Consider the following 20732-nt stretch of genomic DNA (forward strand, 5'->3'; position numbering starts at 1 on the left):
GGCGGTCCCGACATGGCGCTCCGAAAGATCCCGCGCGCACCGCTCATCGCTCTCGGCGTGTTCCTCCTGATGGCGGTGCCGTCGTTTGCCGAGTTCTATACCGATTGGCTGTGGTTCGGCGAGGTCGGCTACCGGCCGGTCTTCCTGAAATCGCTCACCGCGCGGTCGGCGATGGGCAGCGCGGTGTTCGTGCTGGCCGGCGCCTTCATCGCCTTCAACCTGTTTGTCGCCCTCAGCGCCGTCCCCCTCCGCAACATCGTCGTCGTCACGCCCGAAGGACCGCGGACGATCTCGTTGCAGCCGCGGCGGCTGCGTCCGGTGGTCTGGATGGTGTCCGGGTTGATGGCATTGCTGCTTGCCGGCTATGCCTCGTCGGGCTGGAGCAGCTATCTCGCCTACACGCAGGCCGTGCCGTTCGGGCAGGTCGACCCCGTGCTCGGGTACGACGTGTCCTTCTACCTGTTCCAGTGGCCATTCCTGTCGCTGGCCCAGCACCTGTTCGCCGCGATTGCGCTGCTCTCCGTGGTGGGCACGGCGGCAGCCTACGCCCTGGCCGGAAACCTCGGCCTGCGGATAGGGCGCGGCGTGTTCATCACCGAGAGCACTCGCCGGCACCTGTCGATCCTCGTGGGACTGCTGCTGCTGTCGCTGGCGCTGGGCGACTGGCTCGAGATTCCGCAGCAGTTGTTCGAGCCCTCGGGCATCATCACCGGCCCGTCGTACACCGACGTGCACGCGCGCATCCCGGCGCTGCGCGTGCTGGCGAGCGTCGGCGTACTCGGCGCATTGCTGGCCGTGGTCCAGGCGTTCAGCGTGCGGCTGTGGCCAATCACGCTCGCGATTGGCGGCTACGTGCTCGTCTCGCTCGGTGGGACGGTCTACGCCACGGCGATCCAGCGCGTCTACGTCGCACCAAACGAGCAGGTGCGCGAAACACCGTTCATCCAGTACAACATCTCGGCCACGAGGGCCGCCTTCGGGCTCGATGCGGTCGAGGAGCGCCAGTTGTCGGGTGACGCCACGCTGACCCGCCGTGACCTCGAGAGGAACGCGGACACGATCGACAACGTGCCGCTGTGGGATCACCAGCCCCTGCTCGACACCTTCTCGCAGATCCAGGAGATCCGGACCTACTACGACTTCGTGTCGGTCGACAACGACCGTTACACGATCAACGGACGCTACCGGCAGATCATGTTGTCGGCGCGCGAGCTCAACTCCGAGAGCCTGCCGAACCGGACGTGGATCAACGAGCAGTTGACGTTCACGCACGGCTACGGGCTGACGCTGGGCCCCGTGAACGAGGTGACGCCGGAGGGGTTGCCGATTCTTTTCATCAAGAACCTGCCGCCCGAATCGACCGTCGACCTCAAGGTCACCGAGCCGTCGATCTACTTCGGCGAACTCTCCAACGACCACGTGTTCGTCAAGACCAACACCAAGGAGTTCCATTACCCGTCGGGTGACGACAACGTCTTTGCCGAGTACCAGGGCAGTGGTGGCGTGTCCATCGGGTCGTTCTGGCGCAAGCTGCTCTTCGCCATCCGCTTCGGGTCCGGCAAGGCGCTCCTGTCCGACGACCTTCGGCCCGACAGCAAGGTCATCTACTACCGGCGGATCAGCGAGCGCGTCCGCAAGATCGCCCCGTTCCTGACCTACGACCAGGACCCGTACATGGCGATCGCCGACGGGCGTCTCTACTGGATTCAGGACGCGTACACCACCAGCAACCGTTACCCCTACTCGGGCACCGTCGCCAGCGGCACGAACTCGTCGTTCACCAACGGCTCGATCAACTACATTCGCAACTCGATCAAGGTCGTCATCGACGCCTATCACGGCACGACGAACTTCTACCTCGTCGATCCGACCGACCCGATTGCGCAGACCTACGGCCGCATCTTCCCCGGGCTGCTGCGGCCACTCGACGACATGCCGGCGTCGCTGCGGCAGCGGCTGCGGTATCCGCAGGACATCTTCGCGGTCCAGGCGAGCATGTTCGCGACCTACCACATGCAGGGCCCGGCGGTGTTCTACAACAAGGAAGATCAGTGGGAAGTGCCCTCGATCGAGATCGGCGACCAGCCGGTGCGGATGGAGCCGTACTACACGATCATGAAGTTGCCTGGCGAGACCGGCGCGGAGTTCATCCAGATGCTGCCCTTCACGCCACGACAGAAGGACAACCTCGCGGCGTGGATGATCGCCCGCAGCGATCGCGAGCACTACGGCAAGCTGGCCGTGTTCCAGTTCCCGAAGCAGAAGGTGGTCTTCGGACCGCGGCAGGTAGTGGCGCGGATCAACCAGGACCAGGTCATCGCGCCGCAGATCACGCTCTGGAACCAGCAGGGCTCCGAGGTGATCCAGGGCACGCTGCTGGTGATCCCGATCGAGGAATCGCTGATCTACATCCGGCCGCTCTACCTGCGTGCGTCAGGGGGGCAGATTCCCGAACTGAACCGCGTCATCGTTGCGCATCAGGATCGGATCGTCATGGCCGAGACGCTGGCGGCCGCTCTCGACCTCATCTTCCCCGCAGATGGCTCGGCGCCCCCGGTGTCGAGGCCGTTGGAGGAGACGCGGACGACGGCGCCAGCCGCTCCGCTGGGCGGGGCGGGGTCTGCACCGGGCAGCGCAGACGTCACGACTGACGGGGCGAGCCCGACCTCCCCGGGTGGATCTTCGGGAACGCGCCAGGCGGCGGCGCCGCAGCCGGCGATCAACACGCCGGGACAGGCGCCCGACATGCGATCGCTCGTACAGCAGGCGGAAAGCTACTATCGTGCCGCCATGACCGCGCAGCGTGCCGGCGACTGGGCGGCCTACGGCGAGCAGATTCGACTGCTTGGCCGCACGCTGTCGGACCTGCGCATGGCTGACCAGCGGCAAGCGCCCACACCAGCGCCGACGCAGGCGCCACGGCCAGCCAGGCCATCGTCGCCCCCCCCAACTCCGCCTCGCTAGGGACGTAGGCGCCAGGGCGCCAAGGCGTCAAGACGCTCGCAATGCCGGAAATGCCGCGAATGCCGAAATGTCGAGATCCGCTGGCCCTCGACATTCCAGCATTCAGCATTCCGGCATTTTGTGATTGCGGTGGTTTTCGAACCCGAAGCGTTGGTGCGCCCCTTGCAACCCTCCGGTGACATCGTGCTGTGGTGCACGGATTCTTACTCGTCTGCTGATCACGAGCCGGGAGGTCTTACATGCTGCGTATCATTCCCACGACCGCCGTGCTGGCGGCCTGCGCCTTCGTCGCGCCCGCGAGTGCCCATGCCGATGAGCCGGTCTCACCTGCTCCAGCCGCCGCGGCCGCTCCCTCGTTCCTGCGCGACGTGCTGGCCAGGGCGTGGGAACCTTCGAGCACGGCGACCGGGCATGCAGTCGCAGCGACGCAGGCGTCACGACGCAGGCCAAACGCAGGTCCGAACATCGAATCGGTGGGGCTCGGCGCCGTGGGTGGGCTGTCCGAGTTCGAACTCGGTCCCAGTTTCCGGTACTGGGCCACCGAGCGCTTCGGGGTCCAGGCGCATCTGGGCTTCGGCGGCGAGGACGACTTCCGCCGCGGCGACGTGCAGTTCATGCGCTTCGAGCCGACGTTCATCGTCGCCATCGGGGATTTCGGGAATGCTGCCGTGAACGTGCGGCCGTATGCCGGTGGGGGGCTGCGCCTGATGCGGACAGACATCGGCGACTTCTCGGACACCGACCTGCGGCCGGCAGGCGTCGGCGGCGTCGAGTTCGGCTTCCAGGGCGTCCCGCGGCTCAAGGTGAGTGCCGAACTCAGTCTCTCGACCGATCCCGGGTTCGAGGACTTCGACTTCGGCGACGTGCCGACGCCCGGCGGCGCACGACTCTCTGCGCTGCTGCATTACTTCTTTTGATTGAAATGCCGGAAGGCTGGAGTGCTGGAATGTCGAGGGCATGCGTCTTGCGACTTTCCCGGCATTGCGGCATCGCGGCATTTCCGGCATTACGGGTCTCTATATCTCTATGGTGTTGCCGTCGAACGCGCGGAGCGTGAACGCACCGTGAGGTTCGGGCAGGAGTTCGCGAAGCTCGCGCAGCAGCGCGACCGCGACGGTTTCGCCGAGGCTCAGGCCGGCCTCGGCGTCGCTGCGCCATTGCACGCCGGCGAACGCGCGGCCGATCGCGAGGTTCCACGCAAGCTTGTCGAGTTCGTCTCCCACCGTGAGGCTTGCGTCAATCGGTCGCACGTCGCTGCCGTCGAGGCTGGGCTCGACGACATCGGGCATCACCCATTCCTCGGCGTAGTACGCCTTGAGCACGGTGACCATCGCCCCGGCCGTGGCCGCGTGTGCCGAGGGATAGGCCGGGTGCAGCGGCGCGCCCTCGGGCCACGCCATGGGCAGCAGGCAGGTGCCGGTGCGGCGCCGCATCTCGGCAAAGGCGTCGGACTGGACGAACCGGGTGTCCGGCCACGCCACGATCGGCGCGCCGGCGGCCCCGGCCTCGAGACGCCCGCCCAGTTCCTCGGGGCGCAGCCTGCGGTGCAGCACCCATTTCTGGAACCACGACGCGCGCAATGCATGCATGGCGACGCGCGAGGCGAGGTCGACAATGAACGGCAAGCCGAACGTGACGTATCCGGCCTGGTTGCGAGAGCGCACGTACGGATGCTGCGGTGTCACCGGTGCACGCATCGCCTCGAGCAGGAGAGCAGCCTGGACACCGGCCTGCCCGGGGTAATCCGTGCGCGTCCATGTCGCGAGGTCGCGGCCGCAACAGATGAAGCGTCGGCCCGCGTATGTCGCCTCCCGGGATGGCAGGTGCCCGTTCTGGGAGGCGAGCCACTCGTCCCACGTCGCCAGGAATGACTCGCCCGGTGCCTGCGCGGGAACGCGGGGCGACAGCAGCTGCGCACCCATCGGGACGGCACGCAGAAGGAACTGGGATACCACGGGACCCGGGAGTCGGGAGTCGGGAGTCCGGCGTGGGGCGTCGGGCGTCGGGCGTCGGCCGAACAGGGTCCGCGGCGTCACGTTGCGGCCCGACCGCGAGAGATCGCTGACCGCGCGCGCCACAAGCGGGTCGTCGCCGTACGCACCGAACGGCACGTCGCGCAGGAGCGCCATCCAGTAGGTCTCGATCGCTTCGGTGGCGTATGCGGCCGACTCCCACGCCGGAGGCGGAGGCGCTTCCAGCATCGCGGCATCGAGCCCGTCGAGGGCGAAGGCAAACGCTGCCTGCGGCGAGACGAGCCGCCTGGTGCCCCCGAGCGGCACGTCCTCGAAGCGCGCTTCGCGCGCGCCCGCGGCGGCACGGGCGAGGAGGCGGTAGGCCTCGGGATCGACGAGGCCGAAGGCGTCGTGCGGAAGCCCCTTGGTGAACATCGCAAGGTAGGCCGGCACACGCGTCTCGTCGGTCGCGCCGTCGCGCCGAGGGATGTTCGCGCTCGCGGCCGCAAAGGCCGCCTTCACGCGCAGGTCGTAGGCGCGCAGCCGGCGCGGTTCGGCCGGCGACGTCGGCAATGCCTCACGCAGCCACGCCGCGCGGTCGCCCATCGCGGTCGTCAGCGTCGGCGGCAGGTCGCTGCCGGGCACGACGCCAGCAGCACCCGCGGCAGCGAGTCGGCGAAGCCAGTCGCGACGGGTCATTGCGGATCACAGAGTAATTGGAATTCGGGAACTCGAAAGACCCGACGATCCTATCGGTTCGAAGCGATGGCGCCTTCAGAGCTCCGCCCGAGGGTGTCTGGGCCGCGCTCCACCTCCGCCAAGGCTACGGCGGACAAGTCGGAGAGCGGGCCCTACCCTCGGTGGCGAGGCATTCTCGGGATCAGCCCTACCGGCTGGGTTCAGGGTCCAGCAGGAAAACGGTCGCCGGATAGTCAGGGTCCGGAATCCGGCCGACGAGAGTCAACCCAGGGGTCCGGCGCAGGCGAGCGTCGAAATCCAGGAAGTCCACGGGCTCATAACGATCCTCGTGCACCACGACGTAACGCACGTCCTGCTGGCGGAGCGCGGCCAGGCTGTCGCCGCGGGGGAACCGCATCATCGCACCGAGCACATTGAGGTAGCGCCGCGGGAAATAGCCGCTATAGCCGTTGACCATCGGGTGCTTGTGCGTGCGCCCGTAGAACGCCCACTCGGCCTCGAAGAGGGGCAGCGTGTTGGCCCGGGCGATCGGCAGGTCCACGACCGCGCCAGGCGGCTGCATGCGCAGCCACGCGGCGTAGATGGGCACCCGCTGTATCCACGGGTGCAGCGACCTCACGTCGGACGCATACTCGCAGGCCAGCATCGCGAGCATCGCCGCGCCGATGGCGTGCTGGCGCCAGCCGCGCGGCATCCGCGCGAGCACCCATGCGGCACCGATACCGGCCAGCACCGACAAGGCCAATGCGACCATCATGCCGAACCGCGCCGGCGCTCGCAGGCCCTGCAGCGGGGGCACGACCACCATCGCGAGTCGGTACACCGGCGTGTTCGAGCCCAGGGCGAACAGGATCGAGAGCACCAGCATCGCGCCGTACATCCACGTCGCGGCCACGCGCCGCGTGGTCCACAGCCCGATCGCGCCCAACAACAGGGCGACGACGCCAGACCACAGGCGCCCCTCGGGTCCGCCGTTGTCTGCCGTCCAGCCGTACAGCCGGCTGTCGGCGGGGGCAGACACGAAGCTGCCCGGCGTCGCGCTCCACCGCTGGATATCGTGGGCGGTGCGACCACCGAGGACCTGCTGGTTGGCCCGGTACGGAGCCGCGTACATCAGCAACGGCGGCCCGCAGACGACGGCACCGACGACCAGTGCGCGAGCGATACCCACGAGTGTCGCCCGCTCGCGAGCCAACAGCAGCAATGGCGCCACGAGCGCCAGCGTCATCACCAGGAACACGCCGTAATAGATGCAGCTGAGGAACTGCGCGAGCACGAACACGGCCGTGAGCACGCCGTCGCGTACGCGTCCCCGCTGCACGGTGCGGTGCAGCGCCCAGCACGCCAGCGGCATCCACTGCGACCACTGCAACTCCAGGTGCATCATGTGCTCGACGCGATACGGCAGCAGGGCGAAGATCGTCCCTGCGATCAACGCGGGCCAGTAGGGACCGGGAACGGGTAACGGGTGCCGGGTAACGGGTACCGGGTGCGGGGTGCCCTGCGGGTGGGCGGCGATTTCCGAGTCTGGTCGCTGGCCCTCCGCCTCGACGCGTCCCGCTTCCCGACCCCCGCTTCCCGACAACCCTGCCCCCGCCCGTCCCGCGAGGAGATCGCGCACGAGCAGGTACATCGCCAGGGCAGACAGCCACGGGCCGAGCAGGAGGATCGCGTTGCTGACCGGCAGGATCGGCGCTCCGGCAGCGAGCAGCGGCGTCGCAAGGAGCCCCTGCAGCAGGACTGCGTCCGAGAACGCGAGCACTCGCGTAGCCGGGTGGAGAATCGGCGGATCGAACAGTCGCGACGGTTGCGTCGTGAGCGCCTCGGCAATCCACGACAGCCGCCACATGTTGAACAGCGAGTCCTGATGCGCGTGGCCGTGCGTCAGCCAGCGCGCCGGCTGCGGCCACAGCACTATGAATGTCAACGCGGCGAACAGCAGGCCGGCGCCCAGCCATTCGCGCAGCCTGGAACCCCTGGATCGTATGGTCGGCACCTGCACGCGAGCAGGGTACTATCTCGCGCATGTCGAGTACGCGCCGGGCATTCCTGCAGCAGTCGCTCATCGCCCCCGTGGCCACCGGCGGGTTGGCGCTGCAGCCTTCGCCGCAGGGGCAGTCGAGGGGAGCCGGAGCGCCGCGCAAACCGCGCCGCCTGCGGCCCGGAGACGTCGTCGGCATCGTGGATCCCGCGTCGGCGACCTGGGATCCCGTGGACGTCGACATCGTCGTCGAATCGCTGGCCGCGCTGGGACTGAAGGCACGGCTCGGCGCGCACCTGATGGACCGCCACGGCTACCTCGCGGGCCGCGACGAAGACCGCGCCGCCGATGTCATGGCGATGTTCACCGATCCCGGCGTCGCCGCCGTGCATGCGCTGCGGGGTGGCTGGGGCTGCGCACGCTTGCTGCCGCACCTCGACTTCGAGGCCATCGCGAAGAATCCGAAGATCCTGCTCGGCTACAGCGACATCACCGCCCTGCTACTGCCGGTGTACGCGAAGGGTCGGTTCGTGACCTTCCACGGCATGAACGGCGACTCGGAATGGAACCGCTTCAATGTCGACTGGTTCCGCCGCGTGCTGATGCAGGGCGAGGCGGTGACGATGACCAACCCGCTGTCGGCGGGTGACCAGCTCGTGCCGGTGGAGAACCGCATCCGGACCATCACCCCCGGGCAAGCACGAGGACACCTCGTGGGCGGCAACCTCACCGTGCTGACGACCATCGTCGGGTCCGGGCTGCTGCCCGATTTCACCGACGCGATCCTGTTCGTCGAAGACGTGCAGGAGGCGCCCTACCGCATCGACCGCATGTTCATGCAGCTGTCGCTGTCGGGCGTCCTCGGCAAGCTGAAGGGCGTGATTTTCGGCCGTTGCACCAAGTGCGAACCCGGCGATGGCGGCTACGGCTCACTGACGATCAGCGACATCCTGGACGACTACCTGAAGCCGCTGAAGGTGCCCGCGTGGGAAGGGGCGCAGATCGGCCACATCGACCGACAGTTCATCATGCCGCTCGGAGTCCAGGCCGAGATCGACGCCGACCGTGGCAGCATCCGGCTGCTCGAACCGGCGGTCACGTAAGAATTTCAGGATTTCAGAATTTCAGAATTTCACCTTCGTCATCGGTCGTTCGCACACCGGCGGTGGCGGTGAAATCCTGCAATTCTGCAATTACGTGATCAGCTGCCGTACCTGCTCTCCCACGGTCATCGGATCGAATGGCTTGAAGATGACGCCGCGTGCGCCCGCCGCCAGCGCTTCCTGCTCGGCGCCCTCATGCGTGGCCCCAGTGAGGAACACGATCGGCACACGTGCCCACGCGGGATCGGCCTGCAGCTGCCGGCAGACGTCGATGCCATCCTGGTCGGGCATGTTCCAGTCCAGAACCAGCGCGTCGAAGGCGGCCTCGCGGGCCGCCAGGAGCGCCGACAGGCCTCCGTCGACGACGGTCACGGTGAACCCCGCCCGACGCAGCCCCAGGCAGGCCACCCTGGCAATCGACTCGTCGTCATCGGCTAACAGAATGTGCACGGTGGACGCTCGCGTCTCAGGTCTCAGGTCTCAGGTTCTCAGGGATTACGCGCAGCCTGAGACTTGAGCCCTGAGGCTTGAGACCTGAGCCCTGAGACCTAGTAGACCTTCAAATACCGCCCAATCTCCCACGCACTGACCTGCTGGAGATACTCGAACCACTCGCGACGTTTCGCCTCGATGAAGTGCTCGAAGATGTGGTCGCCGAGCGTGTCGCGCATCAGCGCACTGCGCTCCAGCTGATCGAGCGCGGCATCGAGGTTCTGCGGCAGTTCGTCGATGCGCAGCGATCGACGCTCGCGCTGCGACATCTTGTAGATGTTCTTGCTCACCGGCGCGCCAGGGTCGAGATCGTTGTCGATGCCGTCGAGGCCGGCGCGCAGCATCGCCGCAAAGGCGAGGTACGGGTTGCACGACGGGTCGGGCATGCGGAGCTCGATGCGCGTCGACGCGCCACGCGTCGCCGGAATCCGGATGAGGGGGCTGCGGTTCCGCTCGGACCAGGCGATATGCGTGGGGGCCTCGTAGCCGGGCACGAGTCGCTTGTAGGAGTTCACCAGCGGGTTGGTGATCGCGCAGAAGGCCTCGGCGTGCTGGAGCAGGCCGCCGATGTAGTTCATGCAGATGCGACTCAGTTCGAACGGCCCGTCGGCATCGTGGAACGCGTTCACGCCGTCGCGCAGCAGCGACTGGTGCGTGTGCATGCCGGATCCGTTGACGCCGAAGACCGGCTTGGGCATGAACGTGGCGTGCACCCCGTTGCGTCGTGCGACGTTCTTGACGACGAACCGGAAGGTGCTGACGTTGTCGGCCGCGGTCAGCACGTCGTCATGCCTGAAGTCGATTTCGTGCTGGCCCCAGGCCGCCTCGTGATGCGAGGCCTCGACCTCGAAACCCATCTGCTCCAGCATCAGCACGATCTGGCGACGCACGTCCTCGCCTTGATCCACCGGCGTGAGGTCGAAGTACCCCGCCGCGTCATGCGTCTCGGTCGTCGGTTCCTCGTCACGCGTCTGGAACAGGAAAAACTCGGCCTCGGGGCCGGCACTCATGCTGAAGCCGCGCGATCCGGCCTGCTCGATCGCACGCTTGAGCGTCTGCCGCGGGCACCCGGCAAAGGAGGTGCCGTCCGGGTTGGTGATGTCACAGATGAGGCGGGCCACCTTCTCGCCCGACGGGTCAGTCCACGGGAAGATCCGGAACGTCGAGAGATCCGGCGTGAGGAACATGTCGGATTCCTCGATACGCACGAATCCTTCAATCGAGGAACCGTCGAACATCACCTTGCCGTCGAGGGCGGTGGCGAACTGCCGGTCAGGCACCTCGACGTTCTTGATCACGCCGAGGATGTCGGTGAACTGCAGCCGGAGGAACTTCACGCCGCTTGCGTCGGCCTCGGCGAGGATCTCCCGCTTCCGGGTCTCCAAGGCCGGATCCTGTACTTGTTGCTTCAAAGTGATCTCCGTGACGTGTCGCTCCTGCGTCAACGCGGGTACGCGCGAGTCTGTCACAAGTGTAATCCGCTGAGCGTCAACCTTCCCGCTAGCATTTCCGTCTCACGTAACCGAACCATGAAAACGGCTCCCAGGAGGATTCCGATGCAGACCCGACTCTGGCTCGCCAGCAGCGTCACGGTGGCGATCGTCGCCGCCGGCGTGTTCGTGGCCGGCCCCATCGTGCACGGCCAGGCGCCGCAAGCCCCCGGGGCGGGCGCCATTCCCGACTCCGCCGCGTTCTCACGCGACGTCCAGCAGGCGGTACAGGACGCCCTCGACGAGGCCGGCCTGCGCAATGGTCCCTTCAAGGTCGATGTCCATCGCCTGGTCGAGGACGCGACCCGCGCCGCTCAGGACGCCGTCCGCGACCTGGACGTCAAGGTCTTCGTTGACGACGCGATGCAGGATGTGCCCGACATGGCGATGCTGGGCGGACGGCCGAGGATCGGCGTGCGCACCAGGGACGTGACGGCGGAGGAGGCCAAGGCGGCCGGGCTCCAGGGCATCACGGGTGCCTTCGTGAGCGAGGTGCCGGCCGATTCAGTCGCCGGCAAGGCCGGCCTGCAGGAGAAGGACATCATCGTCTCGGTGGACGGCGAGACCATCCGCAGCGCTCGCCAGCTGTCGCGGGTGATCGCCGAGTCGCCGGAGGGGCGCGCCCTCCAGATCGCGTACGTGCGCGGCACGGCCAGGAACACGGTGACCGTCACGCCAGCGTCGCCGGCGATGACGTGGAACTTTTCGGGCCCGGCCGGTGAGGGTCCGGTCATTCGCAAGTTCGAACGTCGCGTCGATCCGGCCCATCCCGACGCGCCGCCTCACCAGTTCGACCTGCTAATCCCGCCCGGTGGCCCCGAGGCCGGGAACCGGCAGTTCTTCTACCGACAGGGTCCGGACGGCGATGTGCGCTTCTGGACCGGTCGCGGCCGGCTCGGTGTGATGGTGCAGCCGGTGACCGACCAACTCGCCACCTATTTCGGCGTCAAGGACGGCGTGCTCGTCACCCAGGTGACGGAAGGATCGGCGGCAGCCAAGGCGGGGATCAAGGCCGGTGACGTGATTACGGCCGTGAACGCCAAGCCGGTCAAGGACACCGGTGACATCGTCGATGCGCTGAAAGGCATCGAGGACGGTAAGGTCATCCCGGTGGAACTCACCCGTGACAAGAAGGTGCAGACGATTTCGGTGACGCTGCAGGCGCCGTCGGACACCAACAGGGACCGTTCCGTCACACGAAGGCAGCGGTTCACGGCATAACCATTGCGGGGGTCGAACCATGACCCCCGTCCATCCGTCTACTTTCGACACCGCCGGAGTCCGTATTTTCGAGGGAGAGTAGCCGTGACCTGTGCTGTCGTGCGAGTGGGAATCGGCGCGTACGTGATGGCGTTGACGACGGCAGTCCATGCCGCAACTCCCATCACGCTGCCGTTCGCCGACTTCGGTTTCCAGACAGGGTCAGGGATGGATCTGCCACTGCCCCCGCCACCGCAGGTCGCGCGGCCTGACCTCACGCAGATGCGACTGGTGATCATCAAGCCCCAGCGCCCGCACGGCTGCGACCAGGAGGAGAGTCGCCCTCAGGCAGGGGAGCGACGTCAGGCCGTGATCGAAGCGCGGACCGGCGCCGCGCCTAAACCGACTCGGTTGGGATGAGCACGGCGAGTTGCGCCGCCACGATCTGCGCGAGAGCGCGGGTGGTGGTGGCGGATTCGCGGCCGTGTCGAATCTCGGCCGCCAGCACTCCGACGCATCCCTGCGGCACGAGCAACGGCACGGCGATGGCGCCCGGCGCAGAATCGGTCGCGTCCACCACCTGAGTCACCGCGTCCCGCCAGGCTGCGGCGGTGGCGTTGTCCTGGTCCTTGGGCAACGTCGGAATGCGTCGCAGCGCCTCTTCCGGATACCCATAGGTCAGCAACGGCTTCAGCGACTTACCGCCGCCGTCGGTCACCCACACGATGACGCCGGACGCGTCGAGCAAGCGCGCGGCGCGGCCGAGCGCGTCGCGAAGTTCGTCGGCGTCCTTGACCCGAGCCAGATCGGTACAGACCTTGGCAGCAGCGTCGAGGGAGTCCTCTGGCAACGCCGTCGCCACGCTGGCACGCCGGCTCTCGACAGGGACCGGCGCGGGCGCCGGCGGAGGCGCCACCACCGGTTCGGCGATCGGGCCGCGCATCGAGTCAGCGGCCGGCGACGCCATTACCGGCGGATCGACGCGTAGCGGCCGCTCGCTCAGGTGCAGCGAGCCCGCTGGGGCGTGCAATTCGACTTCGGGTTCGGTCCTGCGTCCCGTGGGCAGGAGCAGGAGCGACACGAAGATGCCGGCACCGGCCGCGGCGCCGGCGATCATGTACTGCATGCGTCGCTCGTCGTACCCGGTGCGGGCCGGCCCGACGAGTGCGGCAAGCGCCTGCTCGACACTGGAGCGGATCACGCCGGAGGTCTTCAGGCCGTCCTCGTACACGGCGTCGGCTGCCATGAGGTCGGTGTTGTTGACCACGAACCCGCGGATCTTGCGGTCCACGCCTTCGTAGACCTTGAGGGCGCGATCGGCCGCGTCGAGTGCCTCGACTGCGGCTGGCTGGCCGTTGGCCTGTGCGCGCAGCGCCGCCAGGCCCTGCGTCAGGCCGGCGGTCGCCTCCGCGAACTTGGCTTCCCAGAAATCGAGGCCCTGCCCCTTGGCGAGGTAGGCTTGCTGCGCGGTCCGCGAGTCGTCGATGGCGTGCAGCACCTGCTCGCGTACTGCGTCGAGTGACTGCTGCTGGCGCAGCCCGTCGAGGCGCCGCTTCTCGAGCATGTACAGCTGCCAGCCGGCAGCACCGACGCCAGCGATCAGCAGCAGGACCAGCACGAGCCGGACAGCGGGGCGCGTCATGTCGTCAGGACTCCCGGCACGTTCCACACCGCGCAGTCGGATGCATGCGGTCGGTACTATAGCACCCGACTCCACCATGACTGACCCACGCCGACGGCACATCCGGGACCCGAAATGACCGTAGATCTGATCGTGAACCCCGCGTCGGGTCCCGTGGTCGGTCGCCTGCCGCGACGCGATCGCGTGCACGCGGTGAGTCACCAATTGCGCACGCTTGGCGCCACGACCATCCGGGCCACGGAGACCGTCGGACACGGCGATGCGGCCGAGGCCGTACGTCGGGCCCTCGATGCGGGTTCGGATCGGGTCGTGGTGTGGGGCGGCGACGGCACGCTCAACGAAGTGGCCAGCAGCCTGCTCGACACGGGGATGCGACTGGGCGTCGTCCCCGGCGGGTCCGGCAACGGCTTTGCGCGTGGGCTCGGTCTGCCCCTCGGCCTGCACGCTGCGGTGCACGTCGCCATGCTCGGAAGTCCACGCGACATCGACACCGGCCTTGTCAACGGCCGTTCGTTCCTGAACCTCGCCGGTATCGGCTTCGACGCCGCCGTCGCCGAACGGTTCAACACGAGCAATCTCCGCCGCGGCCTGGTGCCGTACCTCACCTCGATCCTGCACGAGTGGCGGACGGCCGCACCGCAACACTTCCGCATCAGGCTGGACGAATCGATGCCGATCGAGATCGACGCCGACCTCGTCGTGGTCTGCAATGGCCAGCAGTACGGACACGGCGCGCGCGTGGCGCCCGAAGCGTCATTCGACGACGGCCTCTTCGACGTGGTGGCCGTGCCGCGCATCACGGCTGCGCGCATCCTCGGTCATGGCTGGCGGCTGTTCAGCGGCACGCTGGCGCAGGTGCCCGGCGTCTTCACGGGCCGCGCGCGACGCGTCGAGGTGTCGCAAGCCAACGCGGTGCCGATCCACCTCGATGGAGAGGTGGCGAATGCCGAGACCGCACGCACGTTCGAGGTACGGCCCGGCTCGCTACGGATCATGGCAGGTAATGCCTGATGCCTGGTGCGTCAAGCCTCGAGCCTCGAGCCTCGAGCCTCAAGCCTCAAGCCTCAAGCCTCAAGCCTCAAGCCTCAAGCCTCAAGTCTCAGGTCTCAGGTCTCAAGGCTCAGGGCTTACGGCTTAGCGGCCAAGGTGCCAGCGCCGCAGGGTCGGTGTCCATGGCGAGGTCAGCCCCCCGGCGCGCAGGGTGATGTAGGCGTCGAGCTTGCTCGACGCGAAGACGCAAGCCTGGAACAGCCCGCGCTTCCTCACCGCCGATTCTCGATTTCGATCCCTGCGCGCCCGTCGACCAAGGTCGACGGCTACAACCCAAATGACGTCGCCGACTTCCCACTCTCGATTCCCGACGCCGATGCGATCAGCGCCGACGGCGCGTGGGCATGGGCTGCGGCTTCACGTCGACAACGAATCCACCACTGTTGTCGCCGACCTCATCGTCGTTCACACCCAGGAACAGTTCGCCCGTGGCCGGCATGGGGACGATGGTCTGGTTGCCGATGCCGAACGGCGCACCACTGCCGATGCGGCCGACCAGCGCGCCTGCAAGGGCACTGGGCAGGGGCGCCCGGTCGGCGGCGCGACGTCCGCCGGCGGCGCCAGCCGCCGTGGCCCGATCGTCACTCGAGGTGCTCAGCTGCACCTCGCCCTGTACGTTGAAGTTGACCGTCTGCCCTTCGTTGACGCGGACGCCAGTCGCCGTCCAGGGCCGGTTGGCTGGAACGCGCACGCCTGATGCGGATTCCGGCATCGAGAGCGCGCTGCTGGTCGCGGCTCCGGCGGCCCCCTGCGCGGCCGGAAACTGACCGAGGTAGACCCGCCCGACCTGCTCGGCTGCGACACGACGTTCCTCGCCTCCAGTTGTCCTGAAGATGTACACCCGGCGGTCGTCAGGCTTGTCGGAGCCGACGCCCCCCTCGATGTCCACGAGGTGTCCCGGCACGATCTGGCTGTTACGCAGGACCATGACGTGATCGGCGCCCCGCGCGGGTCCGAGTTCCGTTTCGGGCAAGCCCTGCGCACCCCCCACGTAATCGATGAGCGCCACCTGCGAGACGGGTAGTTTCCGCTGGTCGTGCGTGCTCACGCGCACGAACAATGTCCCGTTGTTGAGGTCTTCGAGCCGGCCGCTGATGCGCTCGCCCGAGCGCAGCAACACGGTGATGTCATCGGATCCCTGCGCCCAGATCTGCCCGGGCACCGTGAGTGCGCCCGCGAGCAGCGTGGCCGTAGTGATGTGACGGAACGTGAGCACGTGTCGCACGATCGCCTCCTGGAGGTAGGTCTTCATTGCCTGGCTCCTCTGCAAGGGCGAGGCCAGCGGTGCCGACATCTCGAATGGGCAGCAGGTTCGCCTGAAACGCGAAGGGCGCCTCGTTTGAGGCGCCTTCGGCGTTCGGCGTTCAACGTTCGGAGTTCTTTCAATCCACTTTGCGAAGCGGGATGACGTCGCCCGCGGGTCTGGGCCTGAGCATGTCGGCGAACTTCACCGGCGGCAGGTCCTGGAACAGCGTGTCCCACTTGACGCGCTCGGACGCGTTGCTCGACTGCAACCAGTGCGTCGCCGCCCGGGCCTCGCCGAACGTCGCCGAACCGATGCCAGCCAGGCCCGGCTCATCGGGCAGCGTCTCGGCGATGGCGTGACGCACGGCGGCACCCGACGCGTAGCCGAGGTCGTACCCGGTGGCCTTCGCGACCTTGAGGACGATCGCGGCGTCCTCGAGTGCCTCGCCGGGAGCGGGGAACGCGCGCGAGGCGAACTGCAGGCGTCCCTGGTCGTTCGTGTACGAGGCGTCCTTCTCGATGAACGCTGCGCCGGGAAGGACGATGTCCGCAGACGCGGCAAGCGGGGTCATCAACACGCCCTGAACCACAAGTGTGCCGATCCTGCCGGCCTTCTTCGCATCGACGATCCAGGTCGTGTCGCCAATCGAACCCTCGGGGCCCGGGTCGAACACGTACAGGACCTTGACCGAGCCGTCGCCAACCGCCTGCTTGAGGCCGGCGATATCGGGTGCGCTCGTGACGTCGTCAACCAGGCCGAACATCCGTGCCCCTGCCACGTTGGGCGCGTCTACTGGTGGGACGACGAATTTCGTGTTGGGCGGCTGCACCTTCACCGACGATGTCCAGGCGACGTCGAACGCGTGCTGCGCCTTGTCACCGAGAAGCGCCTGTCCGAGCTTCGCGAAGACGAAAAGTTCTTCGTGGCTGGCGTGCGCCGAGAGCAGGAAGCGGATCTGCCCATCGGCGGCAGTCAACTCGTCGCGAAGGCGATCCAGCGCCTGATTCCAGGTGGCCGCCTGCTGCCCCTGCGCACTGCTGACAATCGGCCGCGTCAGTCGCTGGTCGCTCTCGATCCAGTGGTAATTGAAGCGTCCGACGTCGCACATCCAGAACTGGTTCACGTCCGGGTTCAGGCGCGGCGTGAAGCGCACGAGCGTGGCGCCCTTGGCCCACTCCGGCTTGGCGCGCAGCCAGGCCGTGGTGTTGCAGCCCTTCTCGCACAGGGTGCAGATCGTGTCGACGGCGCTGGGGTTGTCCCACGGCCGCGACTTGAACCGGTAGTCGCGGGTGGTGATGGCGCCGACCGGGCACACGTCCATCAGGTTGCCCGAGAGGATCGAGTGGATGCCGCGCTCCTCGAAGGTCGCGATCTCGCTGCTGTTGCCGCGTGCCAGGACCCCGATCTGCGCGTCACCGTCGATCTCGCGCATGAAGCGGATGCACCGCGTGCACATGATGCAGCGGTTGCGGTTCAGCATCAGCGTCGGTCCGAAGTCGACGTCGGCCTTGACGCCTTCGCCGTCGAACACGCGGCGCGAGAACTCGTTGCGGCTCGAGTCGGGGCCGAAGCTGTAGGAGAAGTCCTGCAGCGGGCACTCACCGCCCTTGTCGCAGACCGGGCAGTCGAGCGGGTGGTTCAGCAGCAGGAACTCGAACACGCCGGCGCGTGCCTTGACGACGTCGGGGGTCTGTGTGTGCACCACCATGCCTTCGGCCGCCGTGATCGAGCACGACACCTGCAGCTTGGGCATCTTTTCGACCTTGACGAGACAGACGCGACAGTTGCCATCCACACCGAGGCCGGGGTGGTAGCAGTAGTACGGCACGTTGATCCCGCTCTCGATCGCGGCCTGCAGCACCGTGGTGCCCTTGGCAACGGTGACCTCGCGGCCGTCGATGGTGAGGGTGACTGTGTCCATATGATCAGGATTTCCGCAGAAAAATGGCGGTATTTCGGGCTCTCGGCCTTGGGCGCCGAAGCGTTGGCGAAGGCGGCCCGTAACGGCGGATCATAGCAGACCGAGGGGGCGACGGGGCCGGCTACCGCTTCCGTTCGATGCGCACGAGCGCGCCGAAGTCCTCGTTGAATCGGACCTCGCGCACACGGCCGGTGGCGGGCACCTGCACCTCGGTCACCTGGTCGGTGACGACGGCGAGCACCTGCTCTGCACGCCCGTCGGCGTACACGATGGTCGCCGTGACCGGAACGTCGTGGACCTTGGGGCCCTGCTCGAGGATGAGGCGCAAGGTACTCCCGGCGGGGGCCTGGCCGTCGGCACCGGCCGTGACGAGATCAACCTGCTCCCAGCTCGTCCGCAAAACCGGGATGTCGGCGCCGTAGACCCACCGCTCGAAGAACCGCACGAGCGGGCGTCCGTACTCGGTCTCCATCGCCGCACGCAGGTCGTCGGTGCCGACGCGGCGGAAGCGGCTCTGACCATAGAACCGCTGCAGACCACGGGAAAACGCCGCCTCCCCCATCAGGCGCCGCAGCATGTGGAGCACGAGGGCGCTCTTGTTGTACACGGTGGCACGAAAGACCCGGCTCTCCCCCTTCATGTGACCGAGCCGGTAGCCGAGCCAGATCGGCCCCTGGTCGCTGACCTCGAGCGCGGACCGATACATCTGTCGGAACACGCCGGCGACGGTTTCTTTCGGCCGGACCTTCTGCGCGTACAACAGCGCAAAATATTGGGCGAAGCCTTCGCTGATCCACTGCTCGTGGTAGTTCTCGCCCGCGACCGCCTGTCCCCAGAACTGGTGCGCCAGTTCGTGGGCGATGAAGTACTGCGGGAAGTCGTCGAATGCCACCGGGTCGCGTGCCCAGGTGAACGGTGTGCCCGGCATCGGCTGGTTCAGCAAGGCGAAGTACGCCGGGCTGTGGCCGCCAGGCAGCGTGTCTTCAGCGAGGACGAGTCGCAGGCTCGGGAACGGCAGGTCATCCACCAGGTCGCCGTAGAAGCGCATGATGTCGGTCGTCGTGTCGAGGAGGTCCCTGGCGCGGGATGTCTGGCGCGGCTGGCTCCACATCTCGACCGACGTCTCGTCGTAGAACACGCCCTCACCGCTTCTCGACAGCCTGGGGGATGCGGCCGCGTCATCGGTTGCCGTTGCCGCCCGCCGCGAGACGTCGGCCGACACCACCTGGACGAACCGGCTGATCGCGATCGAGAGGTACCGGATCGGCTGCAACGCCCGGAACGTGAACGCCCGGCGAGGCCGCCCATCTGGCGTCGTCGTCACGGTTGGAGGGTCGGGGATGCCACTACCGAGCACCGTGAAATCGGGCGGCACCGTCACCCGGATCCGGGCCTTGGCAAAGGCCGTCACGCTGCTCTGCGGGTACCAGTAGGAGCGGTGGGAGTAGACGAAGCGCGGCTCGGGCTCGAGCGCCACTTCCGAAAGCATCTGCTGCCCGACCGTGACGGCTTCCCTCTCTGCAGGCACGGGCGGCAGCCGCCCGCCGTACGCGACGCGCAGACGAAGCGTCTGTCCGCGGCGCAGTGAGTCCGGCAGGTTGACGACGATGTTGTTCTGTCCGCGCACCCTCAAGGCGAGCAGCCGGCCGAACTCGTCGGAGGTCACCGCGCGCAGGACCAGCGGTTCGGCGAGGCGAAGCGTCAGCGTCTGCGCCGCGGCGCTGGTGATTCGCAGGTCCAGATCGGCGCGGCCCTCGAGCCAGAGGCGGGCTGGATCGAACGACACATCGACGTTGTACTGCTCGACGACGTAGTCGAGCCGATCCTCTTCGTTGTAGCGGCGCGTGCCGCGCATCGCGAGGTTGCGTTGCGACGTGTAGACCGACAGGTTCTTCCTGCGCTTGCGGTCGAACAAGGAAATGTCTTCGGAGTCGCCGCCGCTGCGGGCGTAGGAGATCTGGCCGAAGCGGGCGAGATCCATGTCGACGAGCAGGTCGCCGATGGGCGGCACCAGGTTCCAGGTCTCTCGACTCAGGTCGTTGAGGTCGAGGCTGTACGACTGTCCGACCTGGTCGCCAAAGAGCCGCCGCGCGCGATCGAGCATGCCGCGATCGGTCTCCATCGGCTTGAGCGAGTCGAGCGAAACGTGTTGGGCGACATCGGCCGGGTTCACCCGCAGGAACAGGCGCGAGACCTTCGACCGCAGTACTTCGTCGCCGGCGACGAGGCGCAGTTGCCCCTTCTCCGATTCCGGCTTGGGCGAGAACGTGACCTCGCCGTCACCGATGACGACAAGGGCCGTGATCATGCCGCGCACTTCGGCGGCGTAGGCGACGCCTGACGCAATCGCGACGTCGAGATCCTCGCCGCGGATGTGGAGATCGCGCACGGCGTACTGCCGCTCGGACAGGGCCAGGCGGACCAGGCCATCGACGATGCTGAGGCGCGCGGCGGCGCGAACCCGCCTGGATTGGTCGGCCGCCGCGGAGGGCGGCGCGATATCGAGTCGCCAGGTGGAGACGTGTGCCAGCGCCGCCGTCTCGATCAGGATGTCGGCGATCACACGGGTGACGCCATCGGCGAGATCCTGCCGGTCGCGCTCGCGGACGACCGCGCGTGTGGTGCGGTCGCCTGCCGACTCGTCGGCCATCGCATCGATCTGGGCGCGGTCGGCGCCTTCGTCGAAGAGAGGCAACAGCGTCGGCGCGTCGGCGCCGGTGGCGAGCGCCTGCTCCATGCGCACGAGGAGCGCGCCGACAGCGTCGGCTGGCTGCGCCGCAGCGGGCGGGGCCCACCACGACACCATGACGATGAGGAACACCGCGCAGGCTCGCATGGCGACGGGCCCGGCCCGACGGACCGGCAAACGTGTCTGAGTCTTGATTCTAGACCTCACCGGGCACAGGGCGATGGGCCGGGCTCGGAGAGCCGGCCCTACCGACGCCTCCACCCTTCGGCCTTCTCCCTTGGACCTTCGCCTTTTCGCTTCGGC

The 20732-nt window shown here is 67.5% G+C and carries 15 protein-coding genes; 6 read left to right on the top strand and 9 right to left on the bottom strand.

What is annotated here, in order from left to right; all coding sequences use genetic code 11:
• Positions 1–12 precede the first annotated feature (12 nt).
• The gene (locus LuPra_RS30710; RefSeq protein WP_110174310.1) at positions 13–2964 is read left to right on the top strand and encodes a UPF0182 family membrane protein; all 2952 of its coding nucleotides are present in this window, start codon (positions 13–15) and stop codon (positions 2962–2964) included.
• A gap of 239 nt (positions 2965–3203) precedes the next feature.
• Positions 3204–3881, top strand: coding sequence for a hypothetical protein (locus LuPra_RS30715; RefSeq protein ID WP_110174311.1), 678 nt, complete (start codon positions 3204–3206; stop codon positions 3879–3881).
• 99 nt (positions 3882–3980) lie between these two features.
• Here the strand turns inward: LuPra_RS30715 and LuPra_RS30720 are convergent, their stop codons facing one another.
• Both LuPra_RS30720 and LuPra_RS30725 read right to left on the bottom strand, forming a co-directional pair.
• The gene (locus tag LuPra_RS30720; RefSeq protein WP_110174312.1) at positions 3981–5615 is read right to left on the bottom strand and encodes a vanadium-dependent haloperoxidase; all 1635 of its coding nucleotides are present in this window, start codon (positions 5613–5615) and stop codon (positions 3981–3983) included.
• Between the two features lie 187 nt (positions 5616–5802).
• Complete coding sequence (locus LuPra_RS30725) at positions 5803–7617, bottom strand: hypothetical protein (protein WP_110174313.1); 1815 nt, start codon at positions 7615–7617, stop codon at positions 5803–5805.
• A gap of 23 nt (positions 7618–7640) precedes the next feature.
• Between LuPra_RS30725 and LuPra_RS30730 the strand changes: the two genes are divergently transcribed.
• Positions 7641–8699 (top strand): S66 peptidase family protein, encoded by a 1059-nt coding sequence (locus LuPra_RS30730; RefSeq protein WP_110174314.1) that lies wholly within the window; start codon positions 7641–7643, stop codon positions 8697–8699.
• A 90-nt stretch (positions 8700–8789) separates the two neighbouring features.
• Here the strand turns inward: LuPra_RS30730 and LuPra_RS30735 are convergent, their stop codons facing one another.
• A complete protein-coding gene (locus LuPra_RS30735; RefSeq protein WP_157899887.1) occupies positions 8790–9149 on the bottom strand; it encodes a response regulator in 360 nt (119 codons plus the stop codon).
• Between the two features lie 98 nt (positions 9150–9247).
• Positions 9248–10576 (bottom strand): type I glutamate--ammonia ligase, encoded by a 1329-nt coding sequence (gene glnA, locus LuPra_RS30740; RefSeq protein WP_110174945.1) that lies wholly within the window; start codon positions 10574–10576, stop codon positions 9248–9250.
• A gap of 171 nt (positions 10577–10747) precedes the next feature.
• Between glnA and LuPra_RS30745 the strand changes: the two genes are divergently transcribed.
• Together LuPra_RS30745 and LuPra_RS30750 are read left to right on the top strand one after the other, a co-directional pair.
• Positions 10748–11902 carry a PDZ domain-containing protein gene (locus LuPra_RS30745; RefSeq protein ID WP_110174316.1) on the top strand — a complete coding sequence of 385 codons (1155 nt, stop codon included), beginning with the start codon at positions 10748–10750 and terminating at the stop codon, positions 11900–11902.
• A gap of 84 nt (positions 11903–11986) precedes the next feature.
• Positions 11987–12301, top strand: a complete 315-nt coding sequence (locus tag LuPra_RS30750) for a hypothetical protein (RefSeq protein WP_157899889.1) — start codon at positions 11987–11989, stop codon at positions 12299–12301.
• On the opposite strand, the gene LuPra_RS30755 is transcribed toward LuPra_RS30750, so the two are convergent.
• Complete coding sequence (locus tag LuPra_RS30755) at positions 12279–13523, bottom strand: GAF domain-containing protein (protein WP_157899890.1); 1245 nt, start codon at positions 13521–13523, stop codon at positions 12279–12281. The two genes, LuPra_RS30750 and LuPra_RS30755, sit on opposite strands and share 23 nt — an antisense overlap.
• Positions 13524–13637: 114 nt before the next feature.
• On the opposite strand from LuPra_RS30755, the gene LuPra_RS30760 reads away from it, so the two are divergent.
• Positions 13638–14534, top strand: coding sequence for a diacylglycerol/lipid kinase family protein (locus LuPra_RS30760; RefSeq protein WP_110174319.1), 897 nt, complete (start codon positions 13638–13640; stop codon positions 14532–14534).
• A gap of 123 nt (positions 14535–14657) precedes the next feature.
• On the opposite strand, the gene LuPra_RS34030 is transcribed toward LuPra_RS30760, so the two are convergent.
• The 4 genes from LuPra_RS34030 to LuPra_RS30775 form a co-directional block, all read right to left on the bottom strand.
• On the bottom strand, positions 14658–14789 hold the full coding sequence (locus LuPra_RS34030) for a hypothetical protein (RefSeq protein WP_257724479.1): 132 nt from the start codon (positions 14787–14789) through the stop codon (positions 14658–14660).
• Positions 14790–14895: 106 nt separating this feature from the next.
• Positions 14896–15825 carry a hypothetical protein gene (locus LuPra_RS30765; RefSeq protein ID WP_110174320.1) on the bottom strand — a complete coding sequence of 310 codons (930 nt, stop codon included), beginning with the start codon at positions 15823–15825 and terminating at the stop codon, positions 14896–14898.
• 130 nt (positions 15826–15955) lie between these two features.
• A complete protein-coding gene (locus LuPra_RS30770) occupies positions 15956–17740 on the bottom strand; it encodes an NADH-quinone oxidoreductase subunit G (RefSeq protein WP_110174321.1) in 1785 nt (594 codons plus the stop codon).
• A 121-nt stretch (positions 17741–17861) separates the two neighbouring features.
• On the bottom strand, positions 17862–20690 hold the full coding sequence (locus LuPra_RS30775; RefSeq protein WP_157899891.1) for a M1 family metallopeptidase: 2829 nt from the start codon (positions 20688–20690) through the stop codon (positions 17862–17864).
• Between the last annotated feature and the right edge of the window lie 42 nt (positions 20691–20732).

This window comes from Luteitalea pratensis, assembly GCF_001618865.1.
Taxonomy (GTDB): domain Bacteria; phylum Acidobacteriota; class Vicinamibacteria; order Vicinamibacterales; family Vicinamibacteraceae; genus Luteitalea; species Luteitalea pratensis.